Raw genomic sequence first — 17451 nt, forward strand, 5'->3', positions numbered from 1 at the left:
GGGGCGCGTCGTCCTCACACCGCCCGTTGCCCGATGATCGCGAAGCGCAGTTTGCTGGAGAGGAAGTCGATGGCGGTCACGGCGGCCAGGATCAGCAGGATCAGGAAGGAGACCTGCTGCCATTCCAGCGTGCGGATGGTCTCGGCCAGGTAAAGCCCGATGCCGCCGGCGCCGACAATGCCGATGATGGTCGAGGAGCGGGTGTTGGATTCGATGTAGTAGAGCACCTGGCTCGCGATGACGGGGAGCACCTGCGGAATCAGCCCGAAGCGGATCTCGTGGAGCTTGCTGCCGCCCAGTGAGGTCACGCCCTCGACCGGCTTGCGGTCGGCCGATTCGATCGCCTCGGAGTAGAGCTTGCCGAAGGCGCCGAGATCGCTGGTCATGATCGCGAGCATGCCGGCGAAAGGTCCAAGGCCCACGACATTGACCCAGATCAGCGCCCAGATCAGCGCATCGACCCCACGCACCGTGTCGAGCGAGCGCCGCGCCAGGAAATGCACGACGCGGTTGGCGACGACATTCTTGGCGGCGATGAAGCCGAGTGGAAAGGCGAAGATCGCGGCCAGGATCGTGCCGAGGAAGGCGATTGCGATCGTCTCGAACAGCGCCTTCACGAAGAGCAGGGCGCGTGCCAGCGAGCCGGGGTCGGGCGGCAGCATCAGGGCGACGAAGATGCCGAGATTGTTGAGGCCGTGGATGATCTTCCAGATCGAGACCTCGAGCGTCGTCAGCCCGTAGAGGAACAGGCCGGTGAGACCGACGATGACGGAGATCGTGATCAGGCGCGTCTTCAGCGAACCATCGATCGCGGCCTTGTGGCGGGCGACGAGCGCGGTGCGGTCGTTGGCGGAGAGAGCGAGCGTCATCGGCCGTGCTCCAGGCTGAGAAGGGCGTGGCGCAGCCGCTCGGTGCCGTAGTCGATCAGCATCACGGTGACGATGATCAGCAGCAGGATGGCGCTGATGTCGGTGAAGTAGAATTTGCGGATGGCCTCGATCAGGTCCTGGCCGATGCCGCCGGCGCCGACGAAGCCCATGATCGAGGCACCGCGGACATTGATCTCGAAGCGCAGCAGCGAATAGCTGGCGAAATTGGAGAGGACTTGAGGCACCACGGCAAAGCGGATGATCTGCCACCAGCCGGCACCAGTCGCGGTCATGCCATCGACCGGCTTCATGTCGATGTTCTCGACCACTTCGGAGAACAGCTTGCCCATGGCGCCCATGGTGTGGATCGCGATGGCGAGCACGCCGGGCAGCGGTCCCAGACCGAAGGCGATGACGAAGATCAGCGCGAAGACGATCTCGGGGACGGTGCGGGAGAATTCGAGGAAACGGCGGGTGGCGAAGCGCAAGACACGCGATCTGCCGAGATTGGCAGCCGCGACGAAGCAGAGCAGGAAGCCGCCGAGTGTGCCCAGGATCGTGCCGGTATAGGCGATCAGGATCGTTTGCCAGAGCAGCTTGAGCCAGCCCTTGATGCCCCAGAACCATTCGGCCATGTCGGCACCGAACGTTGCGAGGCGCAAGGTCGGCATGGTCTCAAGGATGTATTTCGGGAAGCGCCAGGCGTTCTCGACGAACTTGCCGGGGTCGACCTCGGAGCCGAGCGCCGCGAGCCAGACGCAGACGAGGAAGATCACTGCTCCGATCAGCGTCTGCAGGCGCTTCGCCGACATGGCGCGGCGATAGCTCTCGACATGGGCATGGATCGCAGGGTCGTTGCGGTCGATCGCGAGGGTCATGGTGTTTAAGGTCCGTCGCGGGGAGGTCGTCACCGTCAGAGCGCCTCTCGCGTCATGCTCGCCCTTGCGGCGAGCATCCACGTCTTGATCACCGCATGCGACGACAGGAGACGTGGATGGTCGGCACAAGGCCGACCATGACGGGAAAAGTGAACGGGCGTTCTACGAGGACTTCTTCTTGCGGAGCGCGTCGACGAACTTGTTCAGTTCGATGATCGGGTCGTAGGCCTTGTTGTCGACGGCGACGAGCGGGCCCTGCTTGCCTTCATAGATCTTGTCGAAGGCGACCTTGTCCTTGGTGGCGAGGTTCAGCACCGCGTCGCGGATCGAAGCCTTGAGCGGCTCCGGCAGCTCCGAGAGATAGGCCATCGGCGAGTTCACGATCTGCGCGGACTTGTAGATGATCCGGAAATCCTCGGCCTTGACCATGTTCTTGCGGGCCATGCGCAGGAGGTTCGATTCCTGCTCGTCGTTCCACCAGTTGGCGGCGATGTCGACAGTGCCCTGGCCGAGCGCGATCACGGCGTTCTCATGGCTGCCGGTGTAGACGACCTTGGAGAAATAGGTCTCGGGCTCGATCTTCATGCCGTCGAGCGCGAAGCGCGGGACGTTGTTGCCCGAGGTCGAGTTCGGGTCGACGAGGCCGAGATTCTTGCCCTTGAGGTCTTCGATCTTCTGATAGGGCGAATCCTTCTTCACATAGAAGACCGAGTAATAGCCTTTGGTGCCGTCGAGATTGGTCTCGATCGCGAAGGCGTCGATCTTGGCGCCGGTCATCAGGGCGCGGGCGAAGGAGGAGGGGCCGTACATGCCGATATGGATGTTGCCGGCGCGCTGGCCCTCGATCAGGGCGGCATAGTCGCTGGCGATGCGCAGCGTGACCTTGGTGCCGAGCTCCTTGGCGAGATAGTTGACGAAGGGGGTGTAGCGCTCGACGACACCGGACGCGTTCTCGGCCGGGATGATGGCGAAAATGATCTCGGGATATTTCGCCTTCCAGTCCTGGGCGAAGGCGGGAGCGGCGAGCGAGGCGGCGAAGGCCGCGGTCGCGAGGGTGAGCGTATGACGACGGGTCAGCATGGTGAGCTCCTGTTGCGGGTTCGTTGAGTTTTCTGGGCGGGCGTTCCCGAGCGGGCTGTCCCGGTCAGGCGACGTTCTGCTTGGCGCGCTGGGCCTCGGAGGCCGCGATGGCATCGAGCGCATCGAGCGCCTCGGCGCCGGCATCCTTGGCCTCGATGCCGTAGAGCTCGGCCGCGATCTCGGTGGTCAGAGCGTGGGGCGGGCCGTCGAAGACGATCTTGCCGGCGGCCATGCCGATCAGGCGGTCACAATATTTCGAGGCGATATCGAGATGGTGCAGGTTGCAGACGACGGTGATGCCGTCCTCGCGATTGATGCGGAACAACGCATCCATCACGACCTGGGTGTTGCGCGGGTCGAGCGAGGCGATCGGCTCGTCGGCGAGGATGACCTTGGGCTCCTGCACCAAGGCACGCGCGATGGCGACGCGCTGCTGCTGTCCGCCCGACAGCGTCTCGGCGCGCTGGGCGAGCAGATGGCCCATGTCGAGCCGCTCGAGCGCGGCGATGGCGCGGATCTTGTCGTCCTGAGAGAAGCTCTTGACCAGGGTCAGGGCGGCCGAGCGATGGTTCAGCCGGCCGAGCAGGACATTGGTGAGAACGTCGAGGCGGCCGACGAGATTGAATTGCTGGAAGATCATCGCCGTGTCGCGGCGCCAGGCCCGCAAGGCGGCGCCCTTCAGCGCGGTCACGTCGCGCTCCTCGCAGACGATGCTGCCGCTGGTCGCGTCAGCCAGGCGGTTGAGCATGCGCAGCAGCGTCGACTTGCCGGCGCCGGAGCGGCCGATGACGCCGACCATCTCGCCTTTGGGGATGGACAACGTGACGTTGTCGACGGCGTTCTTGTCGCCGAAGCGTTTGGTCAGGCCTTCGATCCGAAGCATGCCGAATTCCGTTCGTCGGCCAAGCGCAACATCGCCCGGAGCGGCCGAGGGCCGTCCGGGGTCGCGCTTTCGAACGGGATGATCAGCTAGCCAGCGCAGATGACAGGGCGGTGACAGGGGGAGGAGCTGTCCCCGTTTGCTACAATCCCAATCCCGTCAGCCCTGGATGATCCGTCGGCCTGATCCGCCCCTCCCAGCGGAATTTGCGGTCGCTCTCCTCGATAGGCACGTCGTTGATGCTGGCCTCACGCCGGCGCATCAGGCCGTTCTCGTCGAACTCCCATTGCTCGTTGCCATGCGAACGGAACCAGTTTCCGGCATCGTCATGATGCTCATAGGCAAAGCGCACGGCGATGCGGTCATTGTGGAAAGCCCAGACCTCCTTGATCAGCCGGTATGCGATCTCCTTGGCCCATTTGCGTTGGAGGAAGGCGACGATCGCCTCGCGGCCCGAGAAGAACTCGGCCCGGTTCCGCCAGCGGCTGTCGGGAGTGTAGGCGAGGGAGACGCGCTGCGGATCGAGCGAGTTCCAGGCGTCCTCGGCCATGCGGGCCTTCTGGGCGGCGGTCTCGGCCGTGAAAGGCGGCAAGGGCGGGCGTTGCTGCGACATCTCGGCTCCTCCGGTGAAGGGCCGATCAGAGGTGGAAACCGCAGCCCGCGCAACCTCCTCGAAAGCGGGTTCCGCTCAGGCTGGCGCAACACCGCGCAGGAGCATCTCGACGCAGGAGCGGACATAGGCTTTGCGCTCGCTGGCGGGGATGGCGGGCATGCCGAGCAGTCCGCGAAGCTGATGGAAACCGCGCAACATGCCGATGAACTGCTCGGCCATGCGCCTTGCCTGCGCATTGGAGATGTGCTGCGCCAGCCCGTCACGCAGTTGTGATCGCTGCATCAGCAGGGCCGCGAGGTCGCTGATCATGCGCTCGACGCCGGCCTCATAGGCGGTCCGTCCGAGGTCTGGAAAGCGCGCGGCAGCGCTGAGCACCAGCCGGTGAAGATCGAGCGCTGCGGGGTGCAGCATCGTCGCCAGCGTATCCTCGCCGAGGCGGGTCAGGATGCTCGCCAGATCGGCGCCGGCCTTGCGCGGCTTGCGCAGCGGAATCGTCAGCTTTTCAGTGAGTTCGGCGCAGATCGCGCGGAACAGCGCCTGCTTGTCGGTGAAGTGGCTGTAGATGGTCTGCTTGGAGACGCCGGCGCGATGGGCGATCTGGTCGAGGCTGGAGCGCTCGAAGCCCTCGGCCAGGAACATCTCGGCTGCAGCCTTGGTGATGGCGCTGTGCTTGTCGGGTCGCGATAGCTCGGCAGGCATGCGCACATAATCCTGCGCATCCGTCGACGTGGCCCGGAGAGAGTTGGCCTCAGACATGCTTCCGCCCATAAAGGCCCTTATCAGACTGGACCGTCCAGTCTAGGTTAGTGCCGCGATCCCGGAGCGTCCAGTGTCATGAAGCGGTTTGTCCTACTCATCCTGATCGCCGGTCTGGCGGGTGGCGGCTATTATGGCTACCGCAGCTATCAGGCCAGCCTGCAGCCGACGCAGGCCCGTGCGGCTGCTCCGCCGCCGGCCGGCGTGCCGGTCGAGATCGGCAAGATCGAGGTTACGACCGTCTATGAGGAGGTCGAGGCCCTGGGCACGCTCGCCGCCGATGAATCGGTGGTGATCGCGCCCGAGATCGCGGGCCGCGTCATCGCGCTCGGCTTCAAGGAGGGCGAGCGCGTCCAGAAGGGCCAGGAGCTGGTCAAGCTCGACACGGCCATCCTCGACGCCGAACTCAAGCAGTTGCAGGCGGATCTGAGCCTGGCGCGCGACACTTTCCAGCGCAACCAGTCACTGGTGCAGCGCGGCGCCGGCACGCAGGTCGCGCTCGAACAGGCGACCGCCCAGCTCGCCTCCAACGAGGCCCGCGTCCAGCTCTCCCAGGCCAAGCTGGCGCAGTCGACCCTGACAGCGCCGTTCCACGGCGTCGTCGGCCTGCGCTCGGTCAGCGTCGGCGACTATGTCTCGGTCGGCAAGCAGTTGATCACCCTGACCAATATCGACCCGATCAAGGTCGATTTCCGTGTGCCCGAGATCTTCCTCGCCCGGGTCAAGGTGGGACAGACCATTCAGGTGAAGCTCGACGCCGTGCCGGGACGGGACTTTGCCGGCAAGATTTTCGCGATCGACCCGGTCGTTGACGTCAATGGCCGCGCCATCCGCCTGCGCGCCACGATCCCCAATGCCGATCTCTTGCTGAAGCCGGGCCTCTTTGCCCGCATCGTCATCGTCATCGACCAGCGCGAGAACGCCCTGATCATCCCCGAGACCGCGGTGGTGCCCGATGGCGTCGGCAAGATCGTCTACATCGTCGAGAACGGCAAGGCCAAGCGCGTCTCGGTCGAGCTCGGCAAGCGCCTGCCGGGCAAGGTCGAGATCGTGAAGGGGCTGACCCCCCAGATGCAGCTCGTCAGCGCCGGCCAGATGCGCCTGCGCGACGGCGCGACGGTGGCGATCAAGAACGCCCAACCGGCCTTGCAGACCAGCGCGGCCGAAACCGCCCCAGCGAGCGCCCTGCGATGAGCCTGTTCGAGCTCTTCGTCCGCCGCCCTGTCCTCTCGACGGTCCTGAGCCTGCTCGTCATCCTGATCGGCGCCGTCTCCTATACGCGCCTGACGGTGCGCGAATATCCCAATATCGACGAGCCCATCGTCTCGGTGCGCACGACCTATACCGGCGCCTCGGCCGAGATCATCGAGACGCAGGTCACGCAGATCCTGGAGAACTCGATCGCCGGCATCGAGGGCATCGAGATCATCTCCTCGACCAGCCGGCAGGAGAGCAGCAACATCTCGGTGCGCTTCCGCCCGGATGTCGATCCCGATGTCGCCGCCTCCGATGTGCGCGACCGCGTCAGCCGCGTGCGCGGCCGCATGCCCACCGAGATCGACGAGCCGATCATCGCCAAGGTCGAGGCCGACGCCCAGCCGATCATGTATCTCTCGCTGATCAGCTCGCGCCACAACCCGCTCGAACTGACCGATTTCGCCGACCGCTTCATCACCGACCGCGTCCAGAACATCACCGGCGTCGCCGAGGTCCGCATCCAGGGCGAGCGCCGCTACGCCATGCGGATCTGGCTCGATCGCGCCCGGATGGCGGCCTACACCATCACCGTGCAGGAGATCGAGGCGGCGCTGCGGGCGCAAAATGTCGAGATCCCGTCCGGCCGCATCGAGAGCAACAATCGCGAATTCACGGTGCTCTCGCAGACCAGCCTGACAACGCCCGAGCAGTTCCAGCAGATCGTCGTCAAGGACGCCAACGGCTTCCCGGTCAAGCTGCGCGATGTCGCCAAGGTCGAGCTCGGCGCGCTGGCCGAGCGCAACGCCGCCTGGTTCTCCGGCAAGCCCTCGGTTACGATCGGCATCGTCAAGCAGGCAACGGCGAACCCGCTCGACGTCTCAGCCGGCATCCGCGCGGCGCTGCCCGAGATCATCGACGATCTGCCGGATGGCATGGGGATCGAGACCTCCTACGACACCTCGATCTTCATCGACCGTTCGATCGAGGCCGTCTATCGGACAGTCGGCGAGGCGGTGCTGCTCGTCGTGCTGATCATCTTCCTGTTCCTGCGCTCGGCACGCGCGACGCTGATCCCGCTGGTCACGATTCCGGTTTCGCTGATCGGCTCCTTTGCGCTGATGTATGCCTTCGGCTTCACCGTGAACACGCTGACGCTGCTCTCGATGGTGCTCGCCATCGGCCTCGTCGTCGACGACGCCATCGTCGTGCTGGAGAATGTCCACCGACATATCGAGGACGGCATGGAGGCCAACAAGGCGGCGGTGCGCGGCATCAACGAGATCGCCTTCGCCGTCATCGCGATGACGCTGACGCTGGTTGCGGTCTATGCGCCGATGGCGTTCTCGACCGGGCGCACCGGCAAGCTCTTCGTCGAATTCGCCTTGACGCTTGCCGGCGCCGTGCTGGTCTCGGGCTTCGTTGCGCTGACACTGACGCCGATGATGTGCGCCAAGCTGCTCAAGCATGAGAGCTCGCATGGGCGGCTCTACAACCTGCTCGAAGCCGCCTTCGAGGCGATGTCGCGCGGCTATCGCCGCTCGCTGCGGGCGGCGCTCGCGATCCGCCCTGTCATCGTCCTGCTGGCGCTCTGCGTGGCCGGCGGCAGCTACTACTTCTTCACGCATCTGCGCTCGGAGCTCGCGCCGGTCGAGGATCGCGGCACGATTACCGCGATCGGCGTGGCGCCCGAAGGTGCGACGCTGGCCTTCACCGCCGATTATGCGCGCCGCGTCGAGGAATTCTTCTCCAAACTGCCGGAGGTGCAGAACTACCTGGTCATCGTCGGTTTTCCCGATGTGACGCGCGCCATCGCCTTTGCCCGGCTGAAGCCCTGGGAGGAGCGCACGCGCAAGCAGCAGGACATCGTCACCGAGATCAACAGGGGGCTCTCGCAGATCCCCGGCATCCGGCTCTTCGCGACGAACCCGCCCTCGCTCGGCCAGGGCGGCGCCAACAGCAAGCCGGTCGAGTTCGTGCTGCGCTCGTCGGAGCCTTACGAACAGATCAAGGGCTATGTCGACCAGGTTCTGGCGGAGGTCGCGGGCTCGCCGGTGCTGACGAACGTCGAATCCAACCTGATCCTCGACAAGCCGCAGCTCAGGGTCTCGATCGATCGTCAGCGCGCCGCCGATCTCGGGGTCGGTGTCGATGTGATCGGGCGCACCATGGAGACGCTGCTGGGCGGCCGGCAGGTGACGCGCTTCAACATGAATGGCGAGCAGTACGACGTCGTCGTTCAGGTCGCGGGCCAGGATCGCAACACGCCCCAGGCGATGCAGTCGATCTATCTGATGGGCCGCAACGGTGTGACGGTGCAGTTGTCGAGCCTGGTCTCGATCGAGGAGAACGTCGCTCCCAAGGAACTGATCCGCTTCAACCAGCTCCGCTCCGCCACCATCACGGCGGTGCCGGGGCCGGGCTATTCGCTGGGCGATGCGCTCAGCGTACTGGAGCAGGCCTCGGCCAAGGTGCTGCCCAAGACGGTGCAGATCGACTATTCCGGCCAGAGCCGCGAGTTCAAGCAGTCGGGCTCGTCGATCGCGATCGTCTTCCTGCTGGCGCTGGGCTTCATCTATCTGGTGCTGGCGGCGCAGTTCGAGAGCTTCATTGATCCGGTCGTGATCATGGTCTCGGTGCCGCTCTCGCTGACGGGCGCGCTCGCAGCCTTGTACTTCACCGGCGGCACGATGAACGTCTACAGTCAGATCGGGCTGATCACGCTGGTCGGCCTCATCACCAAGCACGGCATCCTGATTCTCGAATTCACCAACCAATTGCGTGAAGAGGGCAAGGAGTTGGTCGATGCTCTGGTCGAGGCGGCGGAGCTGCGCCTGCGGCCGATCCTGATGACGACGGGCGCGATGGTGCTTGGCGCGCTGCCGCTGGCCTTGGCGCATGGCGCGGGCGCGGAAAGCCGCTCGCAGATCGGCTGGGTCATCGTCGGTGGCATGAGTTTCGGCACGCTCTTGACGCTCTATGTGGTGCCGGTCGCCTATACCTATCTGGCGCGGGCGAAGCGCTCGGTGCACGGCCACGCCGTGCACGAGCCGCATCCGGCGCCGGCGGAGTGACGATCGCGCGCTTGCGCGTGGATCGTCATCCTCGGGCGGAGCCCTCGGGTCCGATTTTCGATCGGCCCGAGGATAAACTCCGCGAAGACCCGGGGATCTCTCCCAGAGAAGACCCGGGGATCTCTCCCAGAGAAGACCCGGGGATCTCTCCCAGAATGGAACGCCTGTGACATGAGATGCTCGGGTCAAGCCCGAGCATGACCGTGAGACCTTACTGCAGCCGCACCGACACGCTCTCGCTCGCGCCGGTTCCGTCGATCACCGAGATTCGGACGAATCCTCTTCCGGGTGGCTGCCAGGCAGCTTCACGGCGACGGGTCAGCTCCAGCACAGGCGCGCCGTCGACCAGCCAGGTATAGGGCGGCGCACCACCCGCGACCTTGAGGTTGAGCTGGCTGCGGCCGTCAAGCGCCGAGGCCGCGAGATCGATGCGCGCACCTTCCGGCGGGAAGGCGAGCTTCAGCACCGGCGTCGTCATCGCGGCAATCGTCTTGGGCACGTCCTGGCGCAGATGGCGCAAGGGCGGCGGCAGATGCGCGGCGGTCGCGATGATGGCATTGGGCGGCTGCGGGAAGGGGCGGGGATCGATGCCGGCCCGGGCGAAGGCGTCGAACAGGATCGGCGCCGCGACAACGCGTCCGACTAGCCCCGGCACCGCGCCGTTGTCGGCCCGTCCGACCCAGACGCCGATGGTGTGCTTGCGGTCGAAGCCGACCGCCCAGGCGTCGCGATAGCCATAGGATGTGCCGGTCTTGTAGGCGATGCGACCGGGCAGGGCGTTCTGAGGCGCGGGCGCGCCGAGCAGCGTATCGGTGACATACCAGGCTGCGACCGGGTCGACGAGGCGAGGCGCGGGCTCGCTCGCCTGGCTCTCTGTCTTCAGCCGCAGCGGCATCATCTCGCCGCCGCGGGCGAGCCCGACATAAAGCCGCGTCAGATCCTGCAGCGTGATCCCCAAGCCGCCCAGACCGACGGCCAGGCCTGGTGCGCCGCCTTCCTTCGGCATGGCGATGGCCGCGCCGGCGTCGCGCAATCGCGACAGGAAGCGCTGCGGCCCGAGCGCGGAGAGCAGCTCGACGGCGGGCACGTTGAGCGAGAGCTGCAGGGCTTTTCGCGCGCTGACCATGCCCTGGAAGCTCAGGTCGAAATTCTCCGGCACATAGATGCCGTAGCGCGCCGGCCTATCCTCCAGCATCGTCTCGGGGTGGGCGATGCCGTTATCGAAGGCGAGCGCATAGATGAAGGGCTTCAGCGCCGAGCCGGGCGAACGCAGGGCCCGCGTCAGGTCGAGCGAACCGGCGCGCTCGGCGGCGAAATAATCGACGCCGCCGACCGAGGCGCGGATCTCGCCGGTCTCATTGTCGGCGACGAGGATGGCGATCGAGACCTGGGCTGCGAGCCCTGTACTGCGCTCGCGGGCGAGGTTCTCCAGATTGGCCTGGAGGCGGCCGTCGATGGTGAGCCTGTGGGCGTGGGCGTCCGGGGCCTCGGCCACGACCTGCTCGGCGACATGGGGGGCAAGGTTGGGGAACGGCCTGCGCGTCGTCGGGATCGGCTCGTCCCGGGCTGCTGCGACTTCTGAGGCCGTCGCCAGCCCCGCCGCCTCGACACGCGCCAAGACCCGCTCGCGGGCTTTGCGGGCGGCCTCGTTGAGGCGGTCGGGTCGACGCGTTTCGGGCGATTGCGGCAGGGCGACGAGGAGTGCCGCTTCCGCCGTCGAGAGGCGCTTCGGCTCCTTGCCGAAATAGGCGAAGCTCGCGGCGCGTACGCCTTCGAGATTGCCGCCGAAGGGGGCGAGCGTCAGATAAAGGTCGAGAATGCCTGGTTTGTCGAAGCGGCGCTCGAGCTCGATCGCGCGGATGACCTGGCGCAGCTTGGCGGATAGCGAGCGCTCCTCGCGCGGCTCCAGCAGGCGCGCGACCTGCATGGTCAGGGTCGAGCCGCCGGAGATCACGCGCCCGCTCAGCAGCATCTGGCCCGCCGCGCGGGCAAGCCCGAGCGGATCGATGCCCCAATGATTGTCGAAGCGCTTGTCCTCATAGGCCTTGAGCATGGCGAGATAGCGCGGATCGACATCGTCGACGGTGACCGGGAGCTTCCAGCGCCCGTCATCGGTGAGGAAGGGCCGCAGCAGCTTGCCCTCGCGGTCGAGCACGACGGTCGAGCGATCCGAGGCGGCGGCGAGGTCGAGCGGTGGCAGGGTCGAGGCGTAGGCGAGGAGGGCGGTGGTGGCGGCCGTTGCGACGAGCCCAAGAGCGGCTGCGGTGATCTTCAGCTTGCGAAAGCGGCGGGTGCCTATCCCTTCTCCCCTTGCGGGAGAAGGTGGCAGCGCGAAGCGCTGACGGATGAGGGAAGGGAATGTGGCGCTTTTCGTCATGGTCGGGCTTGTCCCGACCATCCACGTCTTTCCTTTGGCGAGGGTGGTGTTCAAGACGTGGATGCTCGCCACAAGGGCGAGCATGACGGAAGATGTCTTGCCTTCCCTCACCCCAACCCTCTCCCGCACCAAAGTCGGGTGTTCCCGACTTTGGCATCCATCTCTGCCCATCTCGGGCAAGCCCGAGATGGGTGGGAGAGGGGGCTCGGTTGCGCTCGTCTCGTCGCCCTGTGCCTTCACGGCGAAGCCTCTACCGCGCCGACGAAATATCCACCGTTCCGAACGCGGTCCGCCCGAAACGATCCGGCCTGTACATGTCCTCGATTACGCCCGCCGGCGCGACATAGCGGCCGGGCGAGACGGCCCGGACGATATAGGCGACGGTAAAGGCGAGCTTCTGGCTCGAGCTGCCGTCGCGATCGAAGGCCGCGACATAGCGGTCGTCGCGGGCTTCCGTGTGCACCGGCGTCACCTCCTGCTTCAGCCAGTCGAGCCCGGCGACGGAGGCGCCCTCGGTCAGGTTGGCGTTCTCGATCTCGAGCCCGGCAGGTACGGGATCGACCAGCAGCACCCGGCCGTAGCGCAAGGCGGGTTCGGTGACGTTCAGCGCCACGACATAGCGCTCGTTCTGGCGCAGCCGCGCCGGATCGGCCTTCTCGCCCTTCATCGTGTAGATCACCCGCTCCAGGCCGAAGCCCTGATTCAGCGCCGGCTCCGCGCCGGTCGGAATGCCCGAGACGGTGATCACGGCCTGTGCCGAGGCGGCGCCTGGATTGGCGACGGTCAGCGGCTTGGCCTCCAGCGCTTCGGCGGAGATGGTGCGGTAAAGCGGTCCCTTGCGCTCGGCGCCATCGACCGTGAGCGTCATGCCCTCGGCGTCCTTGGCCAGCGCCTGGGCGGCGACGACCATCCACATCTGCTCCTGCGTCGAGGTGTAGCGCGCGCCGCCGCGCGCCGTGTCGACGATCGCAGCCGCGCGGGTGATGTCGGCGCGCTCGCCATTGGCTTCGGCGATCAGGGCGAGCACGCCCGCCCCGTCGCGCAGGCGCGTGCCGTAATCGGGCCGCGAGAGACCGTCGTCGCGCGCATCCTGCAACAGGCCGAGCGCGCTGGTGAAGGCGGCACGACCGCGGCCGCGATCGCCCAGCGCCGAGAGCGCGGCGCCGATCTGCCCGCGCGCCAGCGGCGTCGCGAAATCGGCGAGCTTGTTGTCGGCGAGATAGCGCAGATCGCCCATCACCGGCCGGCCGTTGCGGGCGAGCACATAGAGCGCATAGGCGATGCCGGCGGCCTCCTCCTTGTTGATCTCGCTGGTGTTGACGACCTGGTTGCGCAGGCGGTCGAGAGCGAGGTTGAAGGCGATCTGCGGCACCTGGAACTGGCGCTCGCGGGCCCGCGTCAGGAAATCCGCGACGAAGGCGTCGAGCCAGAGATCCTCGCCGCCGACGCCCCAGAGCCCGAAGGAGCCGTTGGCGCCCTGGCGGGCGAGCACGCGCTCGATCGCGCCATTGACGCGCTCATCGGCGTTGGCGTCGAGCGCGAGATTCTCGAGCGTGGCGAGCTTGTTGACCGAGAGCAGCGGCAAGGCGCGGCTCACCGTCTGCTCGGTGCAGCCATAGGGGTAGCGGTCGAGCGCCTTCAGCAGGGCCGGCACGTCGAGTGAGGCGAGTGGCGAGACCGAGACGGAGACCTGCCCGGAGTTCGGCACGAGATCGGCCATCAGGTCGGAGGAGACGGTGATCGAACCGCCATTGCCGGGAATCGGCCGGACGATGCGCCGCGCGATCGTATTGGCCGAGGGCTGCACGCGCACGGCGAGGTTCTGCACCGTGCCGATGCCTCCAGGCCCGGTGATGCGGACATCGAATTCGGCACGGCCGAGACCCGCCGCCGTGACCGGGATGGTGAGCTCGCTCTTGGCGCCGGCCGCGAGCTGGAGCGTTTTGCGCGTCGCGTCGGCGGCGACCAGCACGGGGCCCCGCACATCGAGATCGACGACATAGGGTCCGGCCGGGCCCTCGACATTGTTGATCGCGAGATGGAAGCGCGACTGGTCGCCGATGGCGAGGAAGCGCGGCAGCGTCGCCTGCGCGACGATCTGGTCGCGGATGATCACGTCGGCGCTGGCCTGCCCGGTGCGCCCGGCCGACCATGCCACCGCCATGACGCGGACCGAGCCGTTGAAGGCCGGCAGGTCGAAATCGACCTTGGCCATGCCGTCGGCGCCGACCTTGACCACGCCGGAATAGCGCGCGAGCGGTTCCTGCGTCGGCTTCTCGCCCTGAGCCGTGGGCGCGCCGTCGCCGCCGGTGCGGATCGCGCCGCGTACGCCCTGCATGCCGTCGATCAGATAGCCGTAGAGATCGCGCAGTTCATGGCCGATCTGGCGTTGACCGAAGAAGAACTTGCTCGGATCGGGCGATTCAAAGCGGGTCAGGTTGAGGATGCCGATATCGACGGCGGCGACCGTGACGAAAGCGTCCTCGCCCGCCCTGGCGCCGGTGACCTTGACCGGCAAGGACAGCGTCGTCAGCGGGCGCACCAGGGGCGGGGCGCCGAGATCGATGGCGAGCGTGCGGTTCTCCTTGCCGATCGCGAACCAGGACAGGCCGATGGCGCGGCCAGGCAGGCGCTGGGCGGCAGTGTCCATCGGGCGGTGAGCCAGCACGACGAGATAGGCGCTCGCGCCCCATTCGGCCTTGACGGGGATCGAGGCCGTTGCGCCACCGGCCGCGACGTCGATGGTGCGGATCTCGTTGACGCGGTCGCTGATCACGGCGAGCGTCGCCTTGCCGGCGAAGCGCGGCGCGAGGCGTACCTGCATGGTCTCGCCATCGGCATAGGCGTTCTTGTCGAGCGCGACGTCGAGGACATCGGGCGTATCGGCGGTCTTGTCGGCCTCGTAGCCGACGGTGAAGGACAGCGAGCTCTCGGTGGAATCGGGGCCGTCGGCGGCGACGTCGAGGCGATAATTGCCCCATTGCACCGCGGCCGAGATCGAGGCGGCGGCATTCGCGCTGACCGCGACCTCGCCATCGGCGACGCGGCGGGTCTGCTTCACGCCCTCAAAATTCCAGCGCCCGTCCTGGAAGAACCATTGATAGTTGCGGGTGACCTTGGACAAGGTCCATTTCACGCCGGGCCGCGCGAGGCGGCGGCCATCGCCATTGGCCATGATGACCTCGAAGCCGGCGGTCTGGCCATTGCCGAGCTCGCCATCCTTGAACAGCGGCTTGATGCCGAGCGCCGCGCCCTTGGGCACGATCGGCAGCGTCACCGAGCGGGCAATGGCGCGCCCCCCGGGCTCGCCGACGCGGATGGTGAATTCGGCCTCGAGCGGGCGGTTGGTCTCGGGCTGGGCGACCGGGTTCGAGACCGTGACCTTGCCTGAGGCGTCGGTCGTGGTGCTCTCCTCGAAATCGGTCTGGACCGGCTGGAACTCCTCGTCGGTGAGGCCGACCTGATAGCCGGCGAAGCCGGGGATCGCGCTTTGGGCGGCGGCGCGGATCGTCATCGAACCGTTGACGTCGAGCTCGGAGCCCGGCGCGCCATAGAGATAGCGCGCATTGACGTCGATCTCGGCGGGCTCGCCCGCCTGCAGCACCGGGGTCTTGGGCGTGAGCGTCAGTTCCAGGCGCTCGGGGACATAATCCTCGACCAGGAAGGAGGCCTCGCCGATCGCGGGGCCCTTCGGATCGGCATAGGCCTGGACACGCCAGGTGCCAGTCTGCGCGCCCGAGAGCAACGGGATCGAATGGGCCCGGCCGCCGGCGCCCTGGTCCTCGACCTGGCGGCGGCGATATTCGACGCCGTCGGGCCGCTTGACCACGATGGTCAATGGCAGGCCGGTGACGGCCGCGCCCTTGGCATCGCGCAGGAGGCTGGTCAGATAAACCGTCTCGCCGGAGCGGTAGACGCCGCGCTCGGTATAGAGATAAGCGTCGAGGCCTGAAGGCGCGACGCGGCCCTTGACGCCGCGATCGGAGAGATCGAACGCCGTCTGCTTCAGATCAAGGAAGCCGTAATCCTCGCCCAGCAGCGCCGTGACGAGGCCCGGCGCATTGCCGCCCTGGCCCTTGCCCAGCCCGGCATCGAAGCGGGCATAGCCATTGGCGTCGGAGCGCACCGTCCCCAGCACCTCGTTGTTGCGGGCGAGCAGCCTGAGTTCGGCATTGGCGACGGGGGCGGCGTCGGCGAGCGAGCGCACCAGCACATGCACGCCGTCGGGCCCGGAGAAGGAGGTCAGGCCGAGGTCGGAGACGACGAACCATTGCGTCGCGCGCGTCGTGCCGTCGTCATAGTCGCTGTCGGAATCGGTCTGCGCTGCTGCTACCTTGCCGCCGGTGGGCTTGGCGAACATCACATAGACGCCGGGCTGCAGGCGCCCGACCGCCTCGATCACCGGGAAGGCTGTGATCACGTCCTTGTTCAGTTCGGACTTCACCTCCATCGAGCCGGTCCAGACGCTCTGGCCCTTGTCGCTGGCGATCTGCTTTGAGGCGTAGGAACCGAGCTGGCCAAGGAAATCGTCGGAATGGACCGAGTTGATCAGGTTGCGGTCGCCGATCCGCATGACCTCAAGGTCAAGCCGGTCGGCATTGACGGAGACGACGGGAATGCCCTGCTGGCCGGTGCGCGGCAGCACGTAGTTCTTGCCGGTGAAGCGCACCGAAGGCGTGCGGTCGCGGACATAGACCTCGTAATCGGCCGATTTCAGCAGTTTCTCGTCGGGTATGGCCGAAGGCACGCCCTGGCGGATGACGAAGGCGTAGCGCTCGCCATGGCGCAGTCCATCGACGCAGATCTGGCGCTCCTCGGCCGAAACAGCGAAATCGCCCTTTCCACCGGAGATCGCGACATAAGGCGCGAAATCGACGCGGCCGCGCGCCAGCGGCTCGGAGAACTCGAAACAGGCGCGCGGCGAGGCGGCGTCGGCATCGACCTTGTTGGAGAGGATGCGGAAGCCGCGCTTCTCGCGCAGGGATTCATAGGAGGTGCGCAGGCCGGCATTGTCGGCGAGGTCGAGGCTCAGCCGGTAGGTCGTCAGCGCCGGCCGCCAGAGCTCGTTCTTCTCGAAGGTGCGGGCGAGCACGCCGAGCGATGCGGCCTCCTCGGGGCGCGAGCTGGCGCGCTGATAGGCAAGATAGGCGGCCGAGATCGCGCGTTCGCGCAACTCCCAGCGCTCGCGATAGTCGCGCGGCTCGATCGCATTGGCCGCATTCGCCATCAGGCGCCATGCGGCGGCGTTGTTGGGCTCGGCGACGACGGCGGCATTGGCCTGGGGCAAGGCGGAGCGGGCATCGCCGCGGGCGAGTGCGGAGGCGCCGATCCGCAGGGCCTCGCTCGCCTGTCTGCCGCTGACCGAAACCTCGCGCTTCAAGCGCTCCTCCAGCCGCTGCCCGTCGGCGGCGAGGTCGTTGCGGACATAGGCCTTCTGGGCAAGAGCGGGCTGCGCGGCGAGCGCCAGACCGAAAAGCAACGCGAGACGGGCGAGCAGGGTCATGGTCTTACGTCCTCTTCGGTCGAGCTTGCGCGTCAATCTCGGTGCGATCCGCGTCCGCCCGATGACAGCTCTGAGCCCGCGGGCAAGCTAGCATCAGCGCTTGCCGGCGCAATACGAAAGGTGCGGACTGCCCGATGAGGCGGGCTCTTGCTTGATCTTGCACCCGATCTTGTTCCGCTTCGTCATCGCAGTTGCGGGCGCGCGCGATCTGACGCTCAATGCGGCCT

The 17451-nt window shown here is 66.7% G+C and carries 10 protein-coding genes; 2 read left to right on the forward strand and 8 right to left on the reverse strand.

What is annotated here, in order from left to right; translation table 11 throughout:
* Positions 1 to 14: 14 nt before the first annotated feature.
* The 6 genes from phnE (ACSQ3P_RS15965) to ACSQ3P_RS15990 all read right to left on the reverse strand — a co-directional run bounded on the left by phnE (ACSQ3P_RS15965) (position 15) and on the right by ACSQ3P_RS15990 (position 5019).
* Positions 15 to 869, reverse strand: coding sequence for a phosphonate ABC transporter, permease protein PhnE (gene phnE / locus ACSQ3P_RS15965; RefSeq protein ID WP_436166521.1), 855 nt, complete (start codon positions 867 to 869; stop codon positions 15 to 17).
* Entirely contained in the window at positions 866 to 1747 is an 882-nt protein-coding gene (gene phnE, locus ACSQ3P_RS15970) for a phosphonate ABC transporter, permease protein PhnE (RefSeq protein ID WP_436166522.1), read from the reverse strand. The genes phnE (ACSQ3P_RS15965) and phnE (ACSQ3P_RS15970) overlap by 4 nt, the downstream gene beginning before the upstream one ends.
* A gap of 162 nt (positions 1748 to 1909) precedes the next feature.
* A complete protein-coding gene (phnD, locus tag ACSQ3P_RS15975) occupies positions 1910 to 2827 on the reverse strand; it encodes a phosphonate ABC transporter substrate-binding protein (RefSeq protein WP_436166523.1) in 918 nt (305 codons plus the stop codon).
* A gap of 64 nt (positions 2828 to 2891) precedes the next feature.
* Entirely contained in the window at positions 2892 to 3710 is an 819-nt protein-coding gene (phnC, locus tag ACSQ3P_RS15980; RefSeq protein WP_069693164.1) for a phosphonate ABC transporter ATP-binding protein, read from the reverse strand.
* A 139-nt stretch (positions 3711 to 3849) separates the two neighbouring features.
* Positions 3850 to 4320, reverse strand: coding sequence for a DUF1348 family protein (locus ACSQ3P_RS15985; protein ID WP_436166524.1), 471 nt, complete (start codon positions 4318 to 4320; stop codon positions 3850 to 3852).
* A 75-nt stretch (positions 4321 to 4395) separates the two neighbouring features.
* Positions 4396 to 5019: a TetR/AcrR family transcriptional regulator gene (locus ACSQ3P_RS15990; protein ID WP_436166525.1), complete on the reverse strand. Its 624-nt coding sequence runs from the start codon at positions 5017 to 5019 to the stop codon at positions 4396 to 4398.
* A 135-nt stretch (positions 5020 to 5154) separates the two neighbouring features.
* On the opposite strand from ACSQ3P_RS15990, the gene ACSQ3P_RS15995 reads away from it, so the two are divergent.
* Positions 5155 to 6270, forward strand: coding sequence for an efflux RND transporter periplasmic adaptor subunit (locus ACSQ3P_RS15995; protein ID WP_436166526.1), 1116 nt, complete (start codon positions 5155 to 5157; stop codon positions 6268 to 6270).
* Positions 6267 to 9344 (forward strand): efflux RND transporter permease subunit, encoded by a 3078-nt coding sequence (locus tag ACSQ3P_RS16000; protein ID WP_436166527.1) that lies wholly within the window; start codon positions 6267 to 6269, stop codon positions 9342 to 9344. Before ACSQ3P_RS15995 ends, ACSQ3P_RS16000 begins: the two co-directional genes overlap by 4 nt.
* A 211-nt stretch (positions 9345 to 9555) precedes the next feature.
* Here the strand turns inward: ACSQ3P_RS16000 and pbpC are convergent, their stop codons facing one another.
* Both pbpC and ACSQ3P_RS16010 read right to left on the reverse strand, forming a co-directional pair.
* A complete protein-coding gene (gene pbpC, locus ACSQ3P_RS16005; RefSeq protein WP_436166528.1) occupies positions 9556 to 11721 on the reverse strand; it encodes a penicillin-binding protein 1C in 2166 nt (721 codons plus the stop codon).
* A gap of 250 nt (positions 11722 to 11971) precedes the next feature.
* Complete coding sequence (locus ACSQ3P_RS16010; protein ID WP_436166529.1) at positions 11972 to 17224, reverse strand: alpha-2-macroglobulin; 5253 nt, start codon at positions 17222 to 17224, stop codon at positions 11972 to 11974.
* Positions 17225 to 17451 lie beyond the last annotated feature (227 nt).

The sequence above is a fragment of the Allobosea sp. LjRoot9 genome (assembly GCF_964252745.1).
In the GTDB taxonomy this organism is placed as follows: domain Bacteria; phylum Pseudomonadota; class Alphaproteobacteria; order Rhizobiales; family Beijerinckiaceae; genus Allobosea.